This window comes from Parendozoicomonas haliclonae (genome assembly GCF_900174585.1).
Classification (GTDB): domain Bacteria; phylum Pseudomonadota; class Gammaproteobacteria; order Pseudomonadales; family Endozoicomonadaceae; genus Sansalvadorimonas; species Sansalvadorimonas haliclonae.
The window spans coordinates 31,558-52,207 of the sequence record NZ_FWPT01000008.1; the positions used below are offsets into that span (position 1 = coordinate 31,558).

General features: G+C 51.9%; 16 protein-coding genes. 8 read left to right on the forward strand and 8 right to left on the reverse strand.

The genetic code is table 11. The annotated features are described in order from the left end of the window. Positions 1-31: 31 nt before the first annotated feature. Positions 32-1,297, reverse strand: a complete 1,266-nt coding sequence (gene glyA, locus EHSB41UT_RS16640; protein WP_087111894.1) for a serine hydroxymethyltransferase — start codon at positions 1,295-1,297, stop codon at positions 32-34. A gap of 379 nt (positions 1,298-1,676) precedes the next feature. Here glyA and ettA point away from each other — a divergent pair, with 379 nt between their 5' ends. From ettA to EHSB41UT_RS16655, 3 genes are all read left to right on the forward strand, one after another. Next, the gene (gene ettA / locus EHSB41UT_RS16645; protein ID WP_087111896.1) at positions 1,677-3,344 is read left to right on the forward strand and encodes an energy-dependent translational throttle protein EttA; all 1,668 of its coding nucleotides are present in this window, start codon (positions 1,677-1,679) and stop codon (positions 3,342-3,344) included. Between the two features lie 184 nt (positions 3,345-3,528). Next, the gene (locus EHSB41UT_RS16650; protein ID WP_087111898.1) at positions 3,529-4,656 is read left to right on the forward strand and encodes a DNA cytosine methyltransferase; all 1,128 of its coding nucleotides are present in this window, start codon (positions 3,529-3,531) and stop codon (positions 4,654-4,656) included. Next, on the forward strand, positions 4,653-5,645 hold the full coding sequence (locus tag EHSB41UT_RS16655; RefSeq protein WP_087111900.1) for a hypothetical protein: 993 nt from the start codon (positions 4,653-4,655) through the stop codon (positions 5,643-5,645). The genes EHSB41UT_RS16650 and EHSB41UT_RS16655 overlap by 4 nt, the downstream gene beginning before the upstream one ends. Before the next feature lie 49 nt (positions 5,646-5,694). On the opposite strand, the gene EHSB41UT_RS16660 is transcribed toward EHSB41UT_RS16655, so the two are convergent. Beyond that, positions 5,695-6,348, reverse strand: coding sequence for a dioxygenase family protein (locus tag EHSB41UT_RS16660; RefSeq protein WP_133060551.1), 654 nt, complete (start codon positions 6,346-6,348; stop codon positions 5,695-5,697). A 209-nt stretch (positions 6,349-6,557) separates the two neighbouring features. Between EHSB41UT_RS16660 and EHSB41UT_RS16665 the strand changes: the two genes are divergently transcribed. Next, positions 6,558-7,034: an Mpo1 family 2-hydroxy fatty acid dioxygenase gene (locus EHSB41UT_RS16665; RefSeq protein WP_087111904.1), complete on the forward strand. Its 477-nt coding sequence runs from the start codon at positions 6,558-6,560 to the stop codon at positions 7,032-7,034. A 62-nt stretch (positions 7,035-7,096) separates the two neighbouring features. On the opposite strand, the gene EHSB41UT_RS16670 is transcribed toward EHSB41UT_RS16665, so the two are convergent. Continuing rightward, the gene (locus tag EHSB41UT_RS16670; protein WP_087111906.1) at positions 7,097-8,251 is read right to left on the reverse strand and encodes a dicarboxylate/amino acid:cation symporter; all 1,155 of its coding nucleotides are present in this window, start codon (positions 8,249-8,251) and stop codon (positions 7,097-7,099) included. Positions 8,252-8,436: 185 nt separating this feature from the next. Between EHSB41UT_RS16670 and radA the strand changes: the two genes are divergently transcribed. Continuing rightward, positions 8,437-9,819 carry a DNA repair protein RadA gene (gene radA, locus EHSB41UT_RS16675; RefSeq protein WP_087111909.1) on the forward strand — a complete coding sequence of 461 codons (1,383 nt, stop codon included), beginning with the start codon at positions 8,437-8,439 and terminating at the stop codon, positions 9,817-9,819. A gap of 86 nt (positions 9,820-9,905) precedes the next feature. Here the strand turns inward: radA and EHSB41UT_RS16680 are convergent, their stop codons facing one another. Both EHSB41UT_RS16680 and EHSB41UT_RS16685 read right to left on the reverse strand, forming a co-directional pair. Beyond that, positions 9,906-12,011: a protein kinase domain-containing protein gene (locus EHSB41UT_RS16680; RefSeq protein WP_087111911.1), complete on the reverse strand. Its 2,106-nt coding sequence runs from the start codon at positions 12,009-12,011 to the stop codon at positions 9,906-9,908. A 126-nt stretch (positions 12,012-12,137) separates the two neighbouring features. Continuing rightward, positions 12,138-14,273 carry a protein kinase domain-containing protein gene (locus tag EHSB41UT_RS16685; RefSeq protein ID WP_087111913.1) on the reverse strand — a complete coding sequence of 712 codons (2,136 nt, stop codon included), beginning with the start codon at positions 14,271-14,273 and terminating at the stop codon, positions 12,138-12,140. Between the two features lie 237 nt (positions 14,274-14,510). Between EHSB41UT_RS16685 and thiE the strand changes: the two genes are divergently transcribed. The 3 genes from thiE to EHSB41UT_RS16700 all read left to right on the forward strand — a co-directional run bounded on the left by thiE (position 14,511) and on the right by EHSB41UT_RS16700 (position 17,135). Next, a complete protein-coding gene (gene thiE, locus EHSB41UT_RS16690; RefSeq protein WP_087111915.1) occupies positions 14,511-15,158 on the forward strand; it encodes a thiamine phosphate synthase in 648 nt (215 codons plus the stop codon). Between the two features lie 61 nt (positions 15,159-15,219). Beyond that, the gene (gene hemL / locus EHSB41UT_RS16695; RefSeq protein ID WP_087111917.1) at positions 15,220-16,503 is read left to right on the forward strand and encodes a glutamate-1-semialdehyde 2,1-aminomutase; all 1,284 of its coding nucleotides are present in this window, start codon (positions 15,220-15,222) and stop codon (positions 16,501-16,503) included. Then, positions 16,503-17,135, forward strand: coding sequence for a hypothetical protein (locus EHSB41UT_RS16700; protein WP_087111918.1), 633 nt, complete (start codon positions 16,503-16,505; stop codon positions 17,133-17,135). The genes hemL and EHSB41UT_RS16700 overlap by 1 nt, the downstream gene beginning before the upstream one ends. Positions 17,136-17,180: 45 nt before the next feature. Here EHSB41UT_RS16700 and EHSB41UT_RS16705 read toward each other — a convergent pair whose 3' ends face one another. The 3 genes from EHSB41UT_RS16705 to EHSB41UT_RS16715 all read right to left on the reverse strand — a co-directional run bounded on the left by EHSB41UT_RS16705 (position 17,181) and on the right by EHSB41UT_RS16715 (position 20,560). After that, entirely contained in the window at positions 17,181-18,419 is a 1,239-nt protein-coding gene (locus tag EHSB41UT_RS16705; protein ID WP_087111920.1) for a CAP domain-containing protein, read from the reverse strand. Positions 18,420-18,556: 137 nt separating this feature from the next. Next, complete coding sequence (locus EHSB41UT_RS16710) at positions 18,557-18,889, reverse strand: DUF1820 family protein (protein ID WP_087111922.1); 333 nt, start codon at positions 18,887-18,889, stop codon at positions 18,557-18,559. Positions 18,890-18,976: 87 nt separating this feature from the next. Beyond that, positions 18,977-20,560, reverse strand: a complete 1,584-nt coding sequence (locus EHSB41UT_RS16715) for an FGGY-family carbohydrate kinase (RefSeq protein ID WP_087111924.1) — start codon at positions 20,558-20,560, stop codon at positions 18,977-18,979. Between the last annotated feature and the right edge of the window lie 90 nt (positions 20,561-20,650).

A 20,650-nucleotide genomic window follows, 5' to 3' on the forward strand; every position in this document is an offset into this window, starting at 1 on the left:
CATTGTTAATGGCTGTAAATGTCAGATCAGCTTACGCGTAAACAGGCAGACGGTTGCAGATTTCCAGAACCTTGGCCTTGGTCGCTTCCACAACAGCATCGTGCTGGTCAGTACCAATGCTGTCCAGAACATCAGCAATCCAGCCAGCCAAAGCTGCACTATCTTCGCCGCTGAAGCCGCGACGGGTAATTGCCGGGGAGCCGATACGCAGACCACTGGTCACAAATGGAGAACGAGGGTCATTAGGAACTGCGTTCTTGTTGACCGTGATATTGGCTTTGCCCAGCGCAGCTTCTGCATCCTTACCGGAATACTCTTTACCGATCAGATCCACCAGGAACAGGTGATCGTCAGTACCGCCGGAAACAACATTGATGCCACGCTCGATCAGGCCACCGGCCATGGCACGGGCATTCTCAACAACCTGCTGCTGATAAACCTTGTATCCGTCTTCCAACGCTTCCTTGAAGCACACAGCCTTGGCCGCCACGATGTGGCACAGCGGGCCGCCCTGGCTTTCAGGGAACACAGCGAAGTTCAGACGCTTGTGCAGATCTTCATCGGTAGAAGCAGAAACAATCAGACCGCCACGTGGGCCGCCCAGAGTCTTGTGGGTGGTCGTGGTGCAGACATCAGCAAATGGAACCGGGCTTGGGTAAACACCCGCAGCTACCAGACCGGCGATGTGTGCCATATCGATAAACAGGTACGCGCCAACCTTATCGGCGATTTCACGGAACTTCGCCCAGTCCACAATTCGGGAGTAGGCGGAGAAGCCGGCGATAATCATCTTTGGCTTGTGTTCTTCAGCCAGACGCTCTACTTCGGCGTAATCAATTTCGCCGGTTTCAGGGTGCAGTCCGTACTGGATGGAGTTGTAGATACGACCGGAGAAGCTCACCTTGGCGCCGTGGGTCAGGTGACCACCATGGGCCAGGCTCATGCCCAGAATGGTGTCGCCCGGCTGGCAGAGAGCCATAAAAACAGCGGCGTTAGCCTGGGAACCGGAGTGAGGCTGGACATTGGCGTAGTTGGCACCAAACAGCTCCTTGGCGCGATCGATGGCCAGCTGCTCAACAACATCAACATACTCACAGCCACCGTAGTAACGCTTGCCAGGATAGCCTTCGGCATATTTGTTGGTAAGTACGCTGCCCTGCGCTTCCATAACCCGTGGGCTGGTGTAGTTCTCGGAAGCAATCAGCTCAATATGCTCTTCCTGACGAACAGCTTCAGCCTGCATGGCTGCGTTCAGTTCTGGATCGTAATGAGCAATATCTGAATAGTCTTTAAACATCTCTCCATCCCCCGGATGTCTTTTCATTCAAGCCAGTTTCTGGGGCGCCATTGTAATACAGCACAGGTAAATAAATACCCCCAATCACACCCGTTTATTTTTCTGCAATCCTAATAGGGTTACACAAAATTTAACTGCAAGCACACTTTTATAACAATTAATTCTATAAACACTCCAACACGTTACGTTGATTATTCCTTCGCCGGATCAGCCTTCTTCTTTCGCTCAAGCCTTTTATGATGGGTCGCAACAGATATAAGGGCAGCACTCTAATTCTTCCCCTTATAACCTGCCTATTTCACCGGGATTGATTGCCGGATGTCTGCTGATTAAGTATGTTTAGCGGTTTAAGCAGATTTCTTCCGAGAGACATTTCCCTATGGCTCAATATGTTTACACGATGAATCGCGTAAGCAAGGTCGTGCCGCCTAAGCGCACGATCCTGAAAGACATCTCCCTGTCTTTCTTCCCTGGCGCGAAAATCGGTGTACTTGGTCTGAACGGTGCCGGTAAGTCCACCCTGCTGCGCATCATGGCTGGTGTTGATACCGAGATTGACGGTGAAGCCCGCCCACAGCCTGGCCTGAACGTTGGCTATCTGCCACAGGAACCGGAGCTGGACCCGAACAAGACCGTTCGTGAAGTGGTTGAAGAAGCGCTGGGCGAACTCAAGAAAGCTCAGGAAGATCTGGATGCGGTTTACGCGGCCTACGCTGAGCCGGATGCGGACTTCGACAAGCTGGCCAAGGAACAGGCTCGTCTGGAAAACATCATCCAGGCCGCTGACGCCCACAACATCGAGCGTAAGCTGGACGTTGCCGCCGACGCACTGCGTCTGCCGGAATGGGATGCCAAAGTCGCTAACCTCTCCGGTGGTGAACGTCGTCGTGTAGCTCTGTGTCGTCTGTTGCTGTCCAACCCGGACATGCTGCTGCTCGACGAGCCAACCAACCACCTGGATGCCGAATCCGTAGGTTGGCTGGAACGCTTCCTTTGCGAATACCCGGGTACTGTTGTGGCGATCACCCACGACCGTTACTTCCTGGATAACGCTGCCAACTGGATTCTGGAACTTGACCGTGGCCACGGTATTCCATGGGAAGGTAACTACAGCAACTGGCTGGAGCAGAAGGAAGCCCGTCTGGCGACTGAACAGAAGCAGCAGGACGCGCACCGTAAAGCCATGGCACAGGAACTGGAATGGGCCCGCTCTAACGCGAAAGGCCGTCAGTCCAAGTCCAAGGCCCGTCTGGCTCGTTTCGAGGAAATGCAGTCCCAGGACTTCCAGGCTCGTAACGAAACCAACGAAATCTACATTCCACCTGGCCCACGTCTGGGTGATAAGGTTATCGAAGTTAACGGCATCTCCAAGGGCTTTGGCGACCGTATGCTGATCGACAACCTGAGCTTCAGCGTACCTAAGGGTGCGATTGTTGGCGTAATCGGTGGTAACGGTGCCGGTAAATCCACCCTGTTCAAGATGATCTCCGGTCAGGAACAGCCTGATTCCGGTACGGTTGAACTGGGTGAAACCGTCAAGATCTCCAACGTGCAACAGCTGCGTGATGAACTGGACGACACCAAGACTGTATGGGAAGCGATTTCCGATGGTCAGGACATCCTGCGCATCAACAACTACGAAGTGCCATCCCGTAACTACATCGGTCGCTTTAATTTCAAGGGCGGCGACCAGCAGAAGCGTGTTGGTGAACTCTCTGGTGGTGAGCGTGGCCGTCTGCAGCTGGCCGCAACCCTGAAGCACGGCGGTAACGTACTGCTGCTTGACGAACCTTCCAACGACCTCGACGTAGAAACCCTGCGTGCACTGGAAGAAGCTCTGCTGGCCTTCCCGGGCTGTGCCATGGTTATCTCCCACGACCGTTGGTTCCTCGACCGTGTTGCGACTCACATCCTGGCTTACGAAGGTGAGTCCAAGGTGACCTTCTTTGAAGGTAACTACACCGAGTATGAAGCTGATCGTCTGGAGCGCCTCGGCCCAGAAGCTGCTGGCCCGCACCGCGTGAAGTACAAGCGCATCGACGCTTAATCACAGTACGGCATGTGATTGCAGAAGCAGCACTGTAAAGTGCTGCTTCTGCCTACCTCCTATTCCCTACCTTATTCCATCCACTGCTACCACTATCATCCCCGGACAATTCGGTTGTCGTTATTACTGACTGAACCCTGAGTAAAAAATGTTACATTAGACGCTTTTGCGCCAAGGTTAGTGAATGAGAGCCATCGAAATGTTTGCCGGCATAGGGGGCTTCCGGCTTGCTTGTGACGAGCTGGGTATTGAGACCGTGTGGGCAAATGATATCGAACCGAAAGCCAGCACTGTCTATCGCGACAGGTTTGGCAAAGGTGTTCATATCGAAGGTGATGTCTCTCAACTGATCGACCAGATTCCTGACCATGACCTACTGACTGCTGGCTTCCCCTGCCAGCCCTTCTCCAGCGCAGGCAAGAAGCTGGGTATTGAAGATGTGCGCGGAACCCTGTTTGAAAAAATCGTGCAGGTTATCCGCAATAAAAAGCCCAAGTTCTTTGTTCTGGAAAACGTTAAACGTCTGCTGTCCATGGACAAGGGTGCGCACTTCGCCACCATTCTCGATGCACTCTCTGAACTGGGTTATCTGGTGGAATGGCGAGTACTCAACGCCGTGAACTTTGGCCTGCCGCAAAACCGCGAACGCGTGGTAATCATTGGTCACCTCGACCATGGCGTGAAGTCTTATCTGTGTACCGCACAGGATATTGCCACGAGCTTATCTGTGCGCCAGATTGGCGCGGTTGCCAACCTCTCTCGCTGGCCGAAGATTACCGACCACGGCGCCAAATTCCATAACTGGGGGCTGGCCACTCAAGGTCGCTTCCACCACGCCAAAATTGATTCCTTCTCGGATGCTCTGCCAGCAGTGAAGCTGTCTGCCATTCTGGAGAGTGATCCTGACCGGTCTTTTTACTTTACCGAAGATACCCTGGAACGCATCAAGACCAGCGAAAAGGTCGATCGTTTCTACAATGGTGTTGAGATTCTTTACAATCAGAAAGGTGGTGCCCGTATGGGTTACTCCATCTTCGGCACGGCCGGTGTTGCACCAACACTGACGTGTACCACCAGCCGCCATTACGAACGTTACAAGATTGGTGATGAGTTCCGTCGTCTGACCAATGTTGAATATGCGCGCATCCAGGGCTTCCCGGAGCAGCACTGCCAGACTGCATCCCGCTACGACCAGTACCCGCTGTTCGGCAATGCTGTTCCACCCCAAATGGTAAAGTGGGTTATCCAGCGCACTATCAATAAGCAGTGTGTCGATTTTCAGGCTCAGGTTGTTCAGGAAGAGCTCTTATGATCAGTAGTAGCGAATTACGGGCCGTTGTTAAGGAACAGCTGCCCGAGCTTGTTGAGCAGTTAAACCAATATCTGCGCGGTGAAAATGTTGCTGAGATTAAGGACATCCTTAATCGTGTTGGTCGAGGCGGAAAACTACCTCACTGGTATGACCTGCTGGCCTCCGGACAGTCGATGCCGAACCTGGATGGCAAAACCATCGGCAGCGTAATCGAAATGACTTTGCTGGGCGTGCTGGAAAAGCACACGCTGGCAGGTTTTGATATTCCCCCGCTGGATGTAAACCCGGCCAAGGGCGTTGATATTCCTCTGCTGGATCTGGGTGTGAAATCACCCTCCGAGAACTATTGCACCAGTGAACCGTTCTTCTCGGCCTACGAACGTATTCTTGGCAATGAGAGTGCGGCACTGATTCTGCTGACGGATTACCAGACTGCCAAAAAGAATCCTCCGCCTATCCGTATTCAGATTATTAAAGCGGCCTACCTTGAGGGCAGTGAGATTGCGGATAAGAACCTGTGTGCCATTGCCAGGCAAAACAAGGAACAGCTTTTCCACCAGAGTGAAGCTCTGTGCAAGAAGATGCTGCAGTTCCTCTGTCACCTGAATCAGCAGAACTGGCGAGCCAATGCTTTGTTGAAACTGCTGAAGGTTCTGTTTGCTTCTCCGGAAAAGATCAATGCCGAGGTCGACAAACTGGAGAGTGACTTCCAAGCCAAGGCTAAAAAGGCTCTGCAGCAGGGAACTGAACCTCTGCCTTTGAGTGAGCTGGAGCCGATCCTCAGCATCAAGGATTCCAATACCAAGGTGCCGTCAATTATCAACGCCTGTAGCGACTGGGTGATTGATAACCATAAGGACTTTGCCCGCCTGCCTAATGACAACGAATGGCAGCGTTTTCTCAAAAGTCCACTGAACGGAAAGATCGGGTTGAGCTTTGCCCTGCAATGGCGCTACAACTTCGGCAATCTGTTTAAATCCATGGTTTAAACAGGAACAAAAACCAGCTCCAGACCAGCTAACGTCCCTGGCAAAGGGGTCAGACCACAATATCAAACTGACATTGGGCTGGTTCTCCATCTCCCCCATCAATTACAGAGGCTGTGAGCAGCTTCTGTTCCTGCAGCGTTCTCTTGTAGAGCACCAGATCGAACTTGTTCATATCATCGAACAGGTCAAAGAACATCTGCGAGGTAAAAGGCTCGCCTTCCGAAGGTGTCACGGTAAAGTGAATATGCGGTGCGCGGAATGACACCAGTCCGAGGCCGGGGTCAGATTTGCCGGGTACCGGGTAGGAACCTGGAACAATGGTGAGGAAAACATAACGCCCCTGCTCATCAGTCACAGTGCGGCCTTCGTAACGGAAGTTTGGATCGCGCCAGTCATTGCGATGCTCGTTGGGGTGGTTATACATACCGTTCACACAGGCCTGCCAGATAACCACCTCAGCACCTGCGACGGGTTCACAGGCTGCATTTAAAACCCGTCCGCTCAGGGTGATCCGCATTCCCGCAGCCTGAGGGCCGTCCTCCGAGGTACGGGTCAGATCATTTTCCCAAAGAGGCTTTTGCAGGGGCTTCATCGGGCCGGCTCCGGATGCAGGCACCTTCAGACACTGTTCTGCCAGCGCAGATGACGCTCCGGCTACAGAGCCAGCCACCAGCAAATTTCCCAAAAATACGCGTCTCTTCATATCTTCCCCCCACTTTTCAATGTACGACCACAACAGGCTGTGACAACCTGTTCCATCAATGGTTCGCAGTATAGAAGTTAGCGAGAGGCTGGCCGCCCAAGCCACAAAGAAGTACCATAGTACAAACCAAATAAGGCTCTAGCACTGGAAACTGTTAGTGCTAAGATGGTTCTCACAAAAATTACAATAAGCTGATGAGAGGTAAGCCTATGAGCGGGAAGACTATTGACCAGTGGTTTGAAGAGTATGGTGAAAGTCACCAGAACAAACTCAACAAACTGATTCACTGGATCTGTGTACCTCTGATTTATATCGACATTATGGCTCTGCTTTGGGCTATTCCAGTTCCGTCCATCTTCGCAGAGACAAGCCCTTACCTGAACTGGGCAACCCTGTCCTCATTATTTATTCTGGCTTTCTATATACGTCTTTCACTGATGGTGACAGTCGGAATGCTGACCCTGACATTCGTCGCCTACTATGCCATTGCCGCTTTTGAGCAGGCTCAGATTGCTTCGCTCTGGATGACAGCTGTCGCTGCTTTTGTGGTGCTGTGGGTGTTCCAGTTTATTGGCCATCATGTTGAAGGCAAGAAGCCATCCTTCCTGAAGGACCTGCAATACCTGATGATTGGCCCTGCCTGGTGTCTGGGTTTCCTGTACAGAAAAACCGGTATCCCTTACTGAGTTGGATTTACAGCGTAAAACCTTCTTCTACCTGCGGATAATATGTTCCGCAGGTGGAACACTCATTCATCCTGCCAGCGCCCTTCACTGACCACACCCACAACCGTAGCTATCGCTCCATCGCCCGTCACATTACAGGCCGTACCAAAGCTGTCCTGCGCAAGATACAAGGCAATCATCATAGCAATTGCCGAGCTGTCGAAACCCATCATCGATGACAGTAACCCGAGGGAAGCCATAACCGCACCGCCCGGGATACCCGGTGCTGCAACCATTGCCACGCCAAGTGTTAGCAAAAACGGGATAAATTGCGCTGGAGTAGGGATCTGATTGGTTTCCAGAAAGGCGACGGCAATCGTGCAAACAGTCAGCGTTGTCGCACTGCCCGCCAGATGAATCGTGGCACAAAGAGGAACCGTGAAGTCCACCACATGGTTATTCACTTTCAGTTTACGGACACAATCGACCGTCACGGGAATCGTCGCTGCGCTGGATAGTGTACCGATAGCGGTCATATAGCTTGGCAGCATGGTTTTGATCATGGAGATAGGGTTTTTGCGAGCCATGCCACCAGCAATAGAGAACATCACCAGCAGCCAGACCCAGTGCAGAACTATCGCCACGCCCAGCACCCAGGCAAAGGTTTCCAGTGTACGGAAAACGGTTCCGGAGGCACCCATCTCGGCAAAGACGCCGCAGATGTAAAAAGGCAGCAGAGGAATAATCACATTAACCAACACCAGCTCGATAATGTATTTGCCCTGCTCTGTAGCTTTCAGCAATGCCTTCCCGTGGGTGATAGAAATCCCCATCCCGAACATAAAAGCCAGTACCAGTGCCGTCCCCACATCCATTAACGGTGCCAGTTCGATAACCAGCCAAGGCAGTATTTCCTCGCCAGAATCAAGGTTAGCCGCGAGCTTAGGAACAAGATCAGGGAGCAGTCCGGACGAAACCGTATAGGCAACAAGGCCTGCGCAGATCGTAGATAGATAAGCCAACAGCAAGGTGACACCCAGAATTCGGCCAGAACCTTTAGTCAGGCTGCCAATACCGGAAGTGATGTAAAAGAGAATAATCAGAGGGACAGTAAATCCAAGAAACTGCCCGAAAGCCGTCTTGAAAGTTACCAGCAATTTGATCAGGAATTCGGGGCCATACAATCCTGCGAGAATCCCCGCAGCAACCCCCAGCACCAGTCTTATGATTAGCTTCATAGGCTCAGGCTCCCTCTTTCTTCCAGCAGATGGCACAGGCGCTATCTGCTCAAGAATAGACCCCAATCCCACCACACGATCGTCATAAGAATAAATAACCAATGTGTTAGAGCTATTAACGATTAAGGAAAGAGTTGAGTGTTCGTGTTAAAAAGAACCAAGACTTTATGATTCAGTAATCCCGAATGGCCAAATCCAAAGTTCGCAAAGCCTTTGTCTGCACCGAGTGCGGCAGTGAATCCAGCAAGTGGCAGGGCCAGTGCCCTGACTGTCATGCCTGGAACACCTTCAAGGAGATCACTCTCGGCTCATCCCGTCCGCATATGGCTCCTGTCTCCGGAAGCGGAAGTCGGGCGGGTTTTGCCGGCAGCCTGACAGCCATCCAGAAGCTGTCGGAAGTCAGCGTGGAAGAAGCGCCGCGTTTCAGCAGTGGCTCATCAGAATTTGACCGGGTGCTGGGCGGTGGCTTTGTTCCGGGCAGTGCCGTTTTGATTGGTGGTCACCCTGGGGCTGGTAAGAGTACGGTTCTGTTGCAGACTCTCTGCCATGTCGCTTCATCCATGAAGGCGCTTTATGTCTCCGGTGAGGAATCCCTGCAGCAGATTGCCGCCCGTGCCCAACGTCTGGGACTGGCTACCGATCAGCTAATGATGCTGGCGGAAACATCGGCCGAGCGTATTGTGCAGGTTGCCGAACAGGAAAAGCCCGGCATCATCGTGATCGACTCGATTCAGGTCATGTTTATGGAAGGCGTTGATTCTGCTCCCGGTGGTGTTGCCCAGGTGCGTGAATCCGCAGCCTTCCTGACCCGGTTTGCCAAACAGACCGGAACTGTTCTGTTGATTGTCGGTCATGTGACCAAGGATAACTCTCTGGCAGGCCCAATGACTCTCAGCCATATCATCGATACTCAGATGATGCTGGGGAATACCGATGACTCCCGCTTCCGAATCATGCGCGCCACCAAAAACCGTTTTGGTCAGGTTAATGAACTGGGCATCTTTGCCATGACCGAAAAAGGTTTAAAGGAAGTGAAAAACCCTTCGGCCATTTTCCTGTCTCGTGGGGAGGAGAGCACATCCGGCAGCATTATCACCGTTCTCTGGGAAGGAACACGACCACTTCTGGTTGAGATTCAGGCACTGGTTGTGGAATCGCAACTGGGTAACCCACGTCGTGTGACCGTAGGTATGGATCAGAATCGACTGGCAATGTTGCTGGCCGTTCTTACCCGCCATGGCGGTATCTTTACCAGTGATCAGGATGTGTTTCTGAACGTAGTCGGCGGTGTTCGTATAACGGAAACCAGTGCTGACCTTGCCAGCCTGTTGGCTATTGTGTCCAGCTTTCGGGACGTGCCGCTGCCACAGGATATGATTGCGTTCGGTGAAGTGGGTCTGGCCGGTGAAATACGTCCGGTCGCCAATGGTCAGGAAAGAATCATTGAAGCTATCAAACATGGCTTCAAGAAGATTATCGTGCCGATTGCCAACAAGCCCAAGAAGGTCAATGAAGGTATCGAAATTATTGGTGTTACCAAGCTTTCTGATGCCCTTGATGCTATTTAGATAGCTGCTCTCTAAATAGCTGCGCTTTAACCAGCCTGAGTTGCCAGAAAACCAATAAGCTTTTCTGGCAACGATTTTCCTCTAGCTCACTGTCCGTAGTAATACCCTCTCCCGGTTTGATAAGAATTCAAAAACGGATGGCCGAGCAGCTGATCATAGCTCTCTCGTTTCAGGTAATCCGGCTCCATCATTCGACCGAGGAAGTCTGAAAGGCCAGGGCCATTTTTAGGGTCATCTTTGGACGACACATAATCCCTAAGCCTCAGATTCATAAGATCATTCAGCGATTCGGTCTTATCATAGATAGTATGGCGATCGTAGAGTGGCGCATCTTCAACAGGACCATCGAGCAAACCTAATACACCCAGCGACCATATATCCGCCTGCCAGGGCACCTGACCATTAATCCGAACTTCTTTTGCCATATAGTCCGGTGTTGCACCCAGAACCAGTCCGCGACCTTCCTTATCCAGATGCATGGCCAGCCCCAAATCACCAACGCGCACATTGTCGTTTTTATCCACCATGATATTGCCGGGTTTGATATCAAAATGCGCAATACCCTTTTTATGCATGGCTTGCAGAGCTGAGAGGGAACCTCTCATCACATGTTTAAACTGCTGAACGCTGGAGATCTCTGTTTGCATCAGAGAGTCACCGGCATCTTCTTCGATCAACACCATCGCGGCATTCCGTGTGCCGGAGTTTTCAATCCAGCTGTCATGCAGTTTCACAATATTGTCATGTTGCAGCCGGTTAAGCATGCTGCGTTCACGAGCCAGATCCAGAAAGCTGTTGCTGGGCTGTACAGCATCAAAACCTCTGTTGCGAGTGTCCCAGACTGTTTTCCTAATCCAAGTTTTCCCCTGTGCATCCTGTACCCGTTCAACCCGGCTCTGAACTTTACCAATATCAGCAGTTGTATCCTTCAACACTTCAAGAACCTTGTATTGATCCGCACCGTGCCACCAGCGATTGGAGTATTCAAAAGCGGAATCAACAATCGGTTCTACCGCACTCACAGCCGCTTCATACAGCAAGGCATCAGCAACGGGGGCCAGCCAGCGAGGCATACGGTACTGGTTTGAGTGATTAATAATCGAACGTGGTGATCCCGCCTTATCATCAAAAACCATTGTCCCCGGCAGCCCGGGCCAAGGAGATTGGTTATCCAGAATATGAAGACGGCCCTGCCCCTGGTCCAAAGAAACTTCCAGATGCTCAGAATCTATACGGGATACACTGGCAGGTTCTGGTTGGCACTCAAACACTTCTCCTTGAAGTTTGCGACCGATACAGCGCAAGGCATTTGGGGAAAGCACAGTACTGATGGATGAGTTTTGTTCCTGGTGACCATAGGAAAATCGCAACCAGTTCATCAGTTCCGGAGTGGTGAACGGGGCTGAATAAAGAGGAGCATAATTAAAGCCATACCAGGCGTGCCGGCTTTGCCATTCCAGTTCAACAGCCCCTTTATCGCGCATTGATAGCCGTATCAGCTGAATATCATTCTGAAGTGCAGTGTTAACAAGAGAGGCTAACTCTCTTTGCCAGGACGTTAGAGCATCATCGCTGACATCAACAGACTTCAGAGGAATAATATCCAGCGTACGCTCCATTTTGCCTTCCAGTAGATTTGGCCTGAGCATAACATCGATAAACACAGCCTTATCCAGCACCTTGCCGGGATAGACAGGTAGGCTGCCAACCCGCTCCCAGCCTGCAGCATTAGAAATGCGATTGCTGACCTCATGGCCAACCTCAAGGCTGATATCAAAGAAATTCTTAAACTGCAGAAGGACATACCCAAAGCTCAGCATGCTGTCCAGACGACCTTCCTTATACCAACCCAGAACCTTCTTGTAATGATCGACACTCAGAAAACGGTCAGCACTACCCAAGGACCAGATCAGCCAGTGATACATAATTTTCCTGGCCGCAATCGCCACCGCTGCTTTAGAGAGCGCACCGGTCATCTGCCGGGGAAGGTTAACATCCGGTAAAAATATACGGGCCTGCCCGAAGGGAATCACAGTACCGGCCGATGTGGACAGAACCGGAAAATCCGCCAGAAGATCAACTTCAGGCTCGCCAGGATCGTCTGTGTCGGCTGCTAGAAGGACGCCTGAAACCACACATAACACCAGAACCAGCAATGAATACCTAAGTGCAGATAACCGTAGAAATGCCATTCAAGCCAGCGCCCCAGTTCTTCTTTGAGCGCGTAAAAGTAGCAGCTGGTCGATGGCAAAACGGCCTGGCTTACTGTTTGTTACCAAACAACAGATTCCAGCAAAGGTTTCGGTGACAAGAGGCCTTCACCGTCTTAAAGGCGAAGGCTTTTCAGCCAGAAAAGGGTGTTGCAGCAACTCGGGGATAGAAGGTCGGCTGACAGGGTCAGATACCAACAGCCTTGTAAAGAAATCCGCCATGGGCGTTTTCTTTCCGGTTCTCACGGAGGAAGGAAGATAGTCCATCAGTTCAAAGCGGCTTCTGGTTTTCTGCAGCAGCTTAATATCATTCGTATACAGATCACCCAGCAGCTTCTTTGAGGCCCGGTTATAACCGGTAATACCAAGGGACCAGAGATCAGCCTGCCAGTGCGAGGACTTGCCGTAATGCATCTCAGGAGCGGCGTAAGAGGGCGTCATGATGCCGACCTGAGCACGTCCATCAGCTCCCAGCCTGGAGGCACCACCAAAGTCTCCCAAACGGATATGCCCCTGACCATCCTCCATAATGTTTTCCGGCTTGATATCAAAATGAGCAAAGCCTTTCTTATGGGCTGCATCCAGGCCTTGCAGTGTTCCCCGAAAAACATTTTTCAGGGTCTTTGCACTGTTGATTCGCTTGTACTTGTGAATCAAGGATTCGCCGGCATCCTCCTCCAGCAATACCAATGTGGCATCTCGGTGCCCTGCATTCTCCACCCAGGAATCCTTGAGCCTGATAATGTGTTCATCATCCAGTTCCATCAGGATCTGCTTCTCCCGGGCCAGAGATGCAAAGATGCCGCTGTACTTATCATCCTCCGCCATATGATCCCAGTTCAGATACTTGCGCACCCAGGTTTTGCCCTGCTTATCCCGCACCCGGTCAACCCGGGTGGCGACACCTCCACGCTGTCTTTTCGGGACTTTCAGCCGTTTCACCAGCTCAAAATTATCCGCGCCATGCCAATGGCGGTTGGCTTTCTCCAGGACGGCATCCAGAGTTTCATTCATCAGCAATGCCGCTGCGTCATACAGCATTGATGCACCTATGGCTGCCAGCCACTCCGGCAACCGATATTGTCTAGATTGCCTCACGGTTTCAGAGGTTTCGGCAATATCACTGCCCAAAATCATAACGCCGGGAAGCCCCGGAGAGTACGAATCATTATTCAGGATATGCAGAAGCTCGTGGCTATTTTCTGACTGATAAATTAAGTGGCGATCATTCAGTCGCACCAGCTCACCAGACGAGCCAGCTACCTCAAGCGCTGGGTGAGTCTCACAAATATCGTCCTCAGAAAGCTTCCCGGCGATAATGCTCTGAATACGCTGTAACATATCTGTATCCAGAACAGAGCCCATGCTCCAGGCTTCGCTCTCACGAAGCCCATAAGAGGTCACCAGATTACGTAACAGCCATGAAGAGTGTGGTTTTGTGGCGGCTGGGCTAACCAAACGTTCACGCCACTCTCCTCCGTGTTTATGCCAGCCAAGAGAAACTGAATCATCCGGGGAAAATATCAGCCTGATCTGGTCAACGTGATTCTGCAACGCAACCACACTTAACTGGTGAATCTGCTGAAGCCGGGGAGGAAGTGGTTCTTCAGCAGGAGTGCTTTTCAACGGAATAATATCCAGAACGGCAGTGGCCCGATCCTGCCAGTCGAGATCAAGCCGAATATCCATCAACAGGTGACTATCAAGAACACGTCCCGGATAAACCGGCATCTGGCCCACTCGTTTAAGACCAGACAAATTAAACCAACGATTAATTCCACCATGCAGAAGCTGCTGGCCCATATTCACCATATGGGTAAGGCGAACAAGATAGTGCCAGCTCCAGAGAGCATCATCCATCAGGCCAGACTGATACCACCCGAGAAGACGCAGATAGTGTTCATGGCTAAGAAAGCGGTCACCATTACCCAGTGTCCAGATCAAAAAATGGTGAATCAGTTTGCGGGTCACGGTGGTCACGGCGGCTGTGGTCAGTGCCTGTGCGACCTGCTCTGGCAGGTTGACTCCCGGCATCAGTACGCGGGCATCACCATAACGGAGAACAGTACCAGCCGGAACAGTTCTCAGGGGCCACAGCTCAAGAACGTCCTCAGCTCTTTTAGCATCTTCTGGTTCTGTTGAGGCGACTACGGGAAGAGCGAGACATAGTAGCAGATAAAAAATCAGCTCCTTCACTTGTCTGGCGATATGCCATCGCCTGTTGTGACGCCCTTTATCAGACATTCAGTCCGGCTCTGTTGGTATTTTTTTCGAGCCAAAACATAGCAGACAGATCGACGATCCCTGCCGGGTCTTACCAGCCGTAACAGAATCCCTACCCGGTCTGGAATACCATTACGCAGGTTTACAGTCGCCGGGCTTGTAATTCCCCCGGCTCGCCCCAAAATCGTGCCTGACACTGTTTTTATCACACAGTTTTTATCACACTGTTTATCAGGCTATCTGACAGGACGCTCCCCCATGTCTTCCATTGAAACCCTCAGAGGGCTGTACGGCATTACCGATACCGCGCTCATGCCGGACGATGACACACTGATCATGAAAGTCACCGCTGCTATTGAGGGGGGAATGACCATTCTCCAGTACCGTGACAAAAGCCATGATGACGAAAAGCGCGTGCGCCAGGCCACCCGTCTTAGGGAGTTGTGTGACCAGTCCGGTACCCTCTTCCTGATTAACGATGATGTGGATCTGGCTCTGGCCTGTGGAGCCCATGGCGTACATCTGGGCCAGAGCGATGAAGCACTGATCAGCGCCCGGGAACGTCTGGGCGGGCAGGCGATTATCGGTATCACCTGTGAGGATTCGATGGAGCTGGCGCGCAGAGCAAACGATCAGGGCGCAGACTATATTGCCTTTGGTCGCTTCTTCCCTTCCCTGACCAAACCTGATGCCCGCCCAGCCCCACTCTATCTGCTGGATGAAGCCAGAGAAGAGTTTGAGATACCCATAGTAGCCATAGGGGGAATTACTAGGGATAATGCCCCGCAGCTGGTGAATTCCGGCGCAGATATGTTGGCAGTGGTGAATGACCTGTTTTCTCCTCAGGACTCCGAAACCATAACGCTGCGCGCCAGAGATTACTTAAGCCTGTATCACCAAAGATAAACAGCAGGCTTGCGCTACTTTTTCCATTTTCCAGCATTACAGGATCACAACAGGTCACAACATGAGTCGTTCAGAAATTCTGTTTGAGCAGGCCCGTCAGCATATTCCCGGTGGAGTAAACTCCCCTGTTCGTGCTTTCCGTGGCGTGGGCGGAACCCCAATCTTCTTCAAGGAAGCCCACGGCTCACAGGTCATCGATGAAGATGGCAAAAGCTATATCGACTATGTTGGCTCCTGGGGTCCGATGATTCTCGGCCACCAGCATCCGGATGTGATTACCGCTGTTCACAAGCAGGTTGATCTGGGTCTGAGCTTTGGCGCGCCAACCGCCATCGAAATCACCATGGCTGACAAGGTCTGCGAGATCGTTCCAAACATGGAACTGGTGCGTATGGTGAACTCCGGAACCGAAGCAACCATGTCTGCCATTCGTCTGGCCCGTGGTTATACCGGCCGCGACAAAATCCTGAAGTTTGAAGGCTGCTACCACGGTCACTCCGACTCCCTACTGGTGAAAGCCGGTTCCGGCGCACTGACTCTGGGCATTCCGAACTCTCCAGGCGTACCTGCCGACTTCGCCAAACACACACTTACCGTTGTTTATAACGATCTGGACAGCGTACGTGCCGCCTTTGCCGAACACGGTGACGATATCGCCTGTATCATCGTCGAGCCTGTGGCTGGCAATATGAACTGTATTCCACCGGCTCCAGGCTTCCTGGAAGGCCTGCGTGAGATCTGTGATGAGCACGGCACTGTTCTGATTTTTGATGAAGTGATGACTGGCTTCCGTGTTGCTCTGGGCGGTGCCCAGGAGTACTACAACGTTAAAGCTGACCTCATCACTCTGGGCAAGGTTATCGGTGCTGGTATGCCGGTAGGTGCCTTTGGTGGCAAACGTGAAATCATGGAACAGATCGCTCCGCTGGGTCCTGTGTATCAGGCAGGAACTCTGTCTGGTAACCCGGTAGCGATGACTGCGGGCCTGACCGCTCTCAGCCTGATTGCCCAGCCGGACTTCCACAGCAATATGGCGGCCAAACTGACCACCCTTCTGGATGGCCTGAAAGAACGTGCAGCTGCTGCTGGTATCGCCCTGCGTACCAACCAGGTGGGTGCTATGTTCGGCCTGTTCTTTACTGAGCAGGAAGAAGTCACCAACTTCCAGCAGGTGATGGCCTGCGACAGTGAGCGCTTTAACCGTTTCTTCCACGGTATGCTGGAAGAAGGTGTTTATCTGGCACCGTCGTCTTTTGAAGCCGGCTTTATCTCCAGCGCCCACAGCGATGAAGATATTCAGAAGACTCTGGATGCCGCTGAGAAAGTGTTCGCCCGGATCGCCTGATGTTCAATACCTGGACCTCGCTTGCCCTGTCTGACGCCATACTGGCTTTTTCCAGTTTCTTTGGCGTCTTCCTGTTGAGCCAGTGCTATCGCCTTGCTCACGACAAGCTCCCTGTGGCCGGCGCATTGATTGCCTTTGTGCTGGTCGCAGTCTCTTCGTCTCTCGGCACGCTCAGCTATGGCTTTTCCCAGATCTGGCAACAGCCATACATCATGCTGATGACGGCGACCAAGACGCTGGCACCGCCTATGCTGGCCGCGGCTCTGGCAACACTTTGCTGGAACCTGGAGTGGAGCAAGCCAACCTGGTGGCGCATCCTTATCGGTTTGATGGTGGGCTTCGAGCTGTCCCGTTATACCGGTTATGGTGAGACCTATCTCTATACGACTTCGGCCATTTCTCTGGCCGTCATGTTTGCAGCCGCCATCACTGTTTCCAGCCGGGAAAGAACCTTTACTGTCTTTATGGTAACGGCCGTTGTCGCCTATAGCCTTGCGGCTCTGGTGATTGGAACGGAAGGTCAGTTGGCTGGTTATCTGCGCCTTGATCTGTATCGTTATCTTCTTGCGTTAGGCAATCTGTTTGCGGCCAGTGGAATATTTGTTCTGCTAAAGCGCCTGTCTCGCGAGTAACATCATTAAGCCCTCAATCGAGGGCTTAATTTTATCTATGTCGGGCTAATAACTGCTGGCATATACCGTTATCCGCTGACCGTTATTCATTTCAAATGTCAGTGTCGTCCGTCCGCGTAAGCTCAGGCTCAGCACATTCAGAATCTCCGGCTCAAACTTCACATCTCCCACTGTGGAAGTGGACACACTGTTCAAGTAGCTCTGGGAAAGGGCTGGTGATAACACCAGTGAGTAAACCCGACCATTCTTGACCCGAATCTTTTTGTTAGTGTGATCAATAACAATGACACCTTCTCGCTTCTGGCTCATGGAGACCGGAGGAGCGGCGGTGGTAAACGTCCACTCTCTGCTTAGGCTTTGCCCCTCCACTGTGTAATCCAGTCTGGCTTTGTATTGGCTGGACCAGGCCAAAGGAAGCCGGGGAAACCAGACATAGTCTTGTTCGGAGAGATGAGGATCATTCTGCCCGTTCTTCTCAGGCAGAAGTTCTATAGCCCGACCATGACTATCTGTGAGCCGTAATCCGGTCACGCTGACGTGTTTGCCACGCATCTTCACTGCATTGAAGTGTACGGAGATCGGCTGACCGCTGACTTCTACACCCGGAAGAGGATTTGGCGTTTCTGTATTCCGAAAGTAAGGCGGAACCGCCTGCTGATTGGGAAAGGGATAAACAATATGCTCAGGACTGTTTGCGGCCAGTTCGTTAATACGCCGTTCAAACACAACAGAATCAACAATAAATTTATTATCGTTACAGGCTTGGTAGCCATACTTGGCACTGCGGCCCTGACACATCTCCCGCCGAACAGAGCTTCCCATAACGTAGCTAAAAAAGTTGCGACCTTTTTCAGCGCCATGATCCTGGCTGCGGGTGCTGAAGCCTATCTCATCAATATCAAACCCAAGAAAACCGATGCGATGATAGATCGCTGACATCAGCCCCTGTGCCGATTCCGACCAGTTCTTCTGACCTGCCGAGTTATTCTCAAGGCACATGGCTGCCGCATAGCCTGTATGACGGACCCGCTCCAGACAGGTTGCACCGGTAAAACCTGTAGAACCAGAATGCTCTCCATGATCGGAAACATTGTAGTGAGCCATATAGCCCACATGATTGCCTGCAGCCCGCTCTAGCTCCCGGTTGATTTTAAACGGTGGCAAATGGCTGGCCTGACGAACCTGATTCACAAAGGCCAGCGCAGCGTTCTCTGCTCTGGCAGTCTGAACACTGAAAACCAGCATCGTCAGGAGAAATATCAGACCCGCTCGCAGCAGCACCATACCAGCCCCCGTAGAAAGAACGAGCACAGCATAGCCAAAGATTTTTGGAACGGACGGGCAGCTTACAGACGGCAGTGACAAAGCACTGAAGGTAACAGGGGCTTACCTTCAGTCACATGTTCTTAGAAGGCAAAAGCTTACTTGGCAGGAGCCGGAGGCATAGGGAAAGGCATCACCTTATCGCCACTGGCGGCGGATATTTTACCGGCACCTTCCTTTTCAACTTCATCAATACGGATAATGGAGTGCATGGGAATGTAGCTGCGCTTAACGCCATCAAAAGTGTTCTTCAGTTTCTCTTCCGAAGGATCCACCAACAGGCTGCTGCGCTCACCAAACAGATACTCTTCCACCTCGATAAAACCGTACATGTCACTTTGGTAAACACCACGGACAAAGACTTCAAACACTTCACCCTGGTTATGAAAAATAACCTTGTAGGTTTTCTTGCTGGATTTCGGGGTAGACATGGAGTGACGCATCAACAGCCGCAAAATTAAGGCCGTATCATATCACCGGGAACAGGCTGAAACAGCCTGTTCCCGTCAGTGAAGGGGTTACTCTGGATAACCGGTGATATCCCTGATTTTCCGATAGAGCGGCTGCAGTTGCTTGTACATCTTGAGGTAAACCTCTTTGTATAAACGCTGGTAAAGCTCGGCGTTCAGCGGGTTCGGCTGGAAGGTGCGTTCCGGCCGGGTCATCGCTTTAATCGCAACCCCATAACTTGGGTAATATCCCAAACCAACAGCGGCATTGATGGCGGCGCCTAGCCCGGACGTCTCATAGGTGTGAGGCCGAATAACCGGCATATTAAAAATATCTGCCGTCAGCTGAAGCGCACCATCACTCTGGGAGCCACCACCGGACACAACCAGCTTGCTGAGTTTAATCCGACCTTTACGCTCAAGCTTCTCTTTACCTTCGCGAAGAGCGTAAGCCAGACCTTCCACAATCGCCCGGTAAACATGAGCGCGATGGTGAACATCACCAAAACCGATGATCCCGCCCTTAGCCTCTTGGGTTTTCAAACCCGGAGACCAGTATGGCTGGAGCATAAGCCCCATGGACCCCGGCGGCGCTTCTTCTATCAGGTCTTCAAACAACTCTTCCGGCAACATGCCTTCACGTTCAGCGACCGAAACTTCGTGATGACCAAACTGTTTTTTAAACCAGCTGACCATCCAGTAGCCGCGATACACCATAAATTCACTGTTCCAGGCATCTGGAACAGCTGCCGGCCAGGGTGGCACAAGAAACTGTGGTTCACGGAATTTGTCGTGGACAACATTGATCGTGGCGGTTGTACCGTAACTTAAGCAGCCAGTGTCTTCTTCAAAACAACCGGAACCAATCACTTCACAGGCTTTGTCCGCACCGGCAGCAATCAGAGGCAAACCTTCAGGAATACCTGTGGCAGCGGCAGCTTCCGGGGTTATTTCACCCAGAATACCGCCCGGCTTAACCAGTTCCGGCAGTTGTTCACGCTTAAGGCAGGTGGCTTTCCAGGACCAGTCCCAGTCCGGTGCCCAATCCTGCTTTTTATAATTGAACGGCAGATAACCCACCATACCGCCAATGGAGTCACGGTACTGACCAGTCAGTTTTAAGGTGTGCCAGCCGGACAGCAGCAAAAAGTGTTCAGTCTTTTCCCATATCGCGGGTTCAAACTGGGAAATCCAGCGAGAGTAACATTTGCTGCGGAAGTAATTGATCAAACCTTTCAGACCGGTCACAGCTGCCAGTGGCCCCCACAAACCGCCGATAGGGTCGGTGGTTTCTGCACGGCGCTGATCCAGCCAGACAATCGCCGGACGCAGGGCCTGTCCGTGTTCATCAACACAGACATAGGTGCCACGCTGAGTGGTCAGGGTTACGCCCTTGATGCGACTCTTGTCGATATCGTTCTGAGCCCAGAGCTGATGGCAGGCACGGCAAAGAGAAGCCCAGTAATACTCCGGCTCCTGCTCAGCCCAGCCCGGGCTATTAGAGAAGTAGGCTTCCAGCTCAACTTTGCTTTTGGCAACCACATTGCCCTGCAGATCAAACAGCAGCACCCGGACACTCTGGGTGCCGTTATCAATTGCCAGTATCAGATCATTCATTGCGTTCTTATCGTTGTTGTTATCGCTTTTCTGCATACTGCCTCGTCACTGCGTAAAACATATTTCTACAGCACTTCACTGAGATTGTCGGTTGGCTGTCTGATGTTTCCATAGGCCATGGACGGC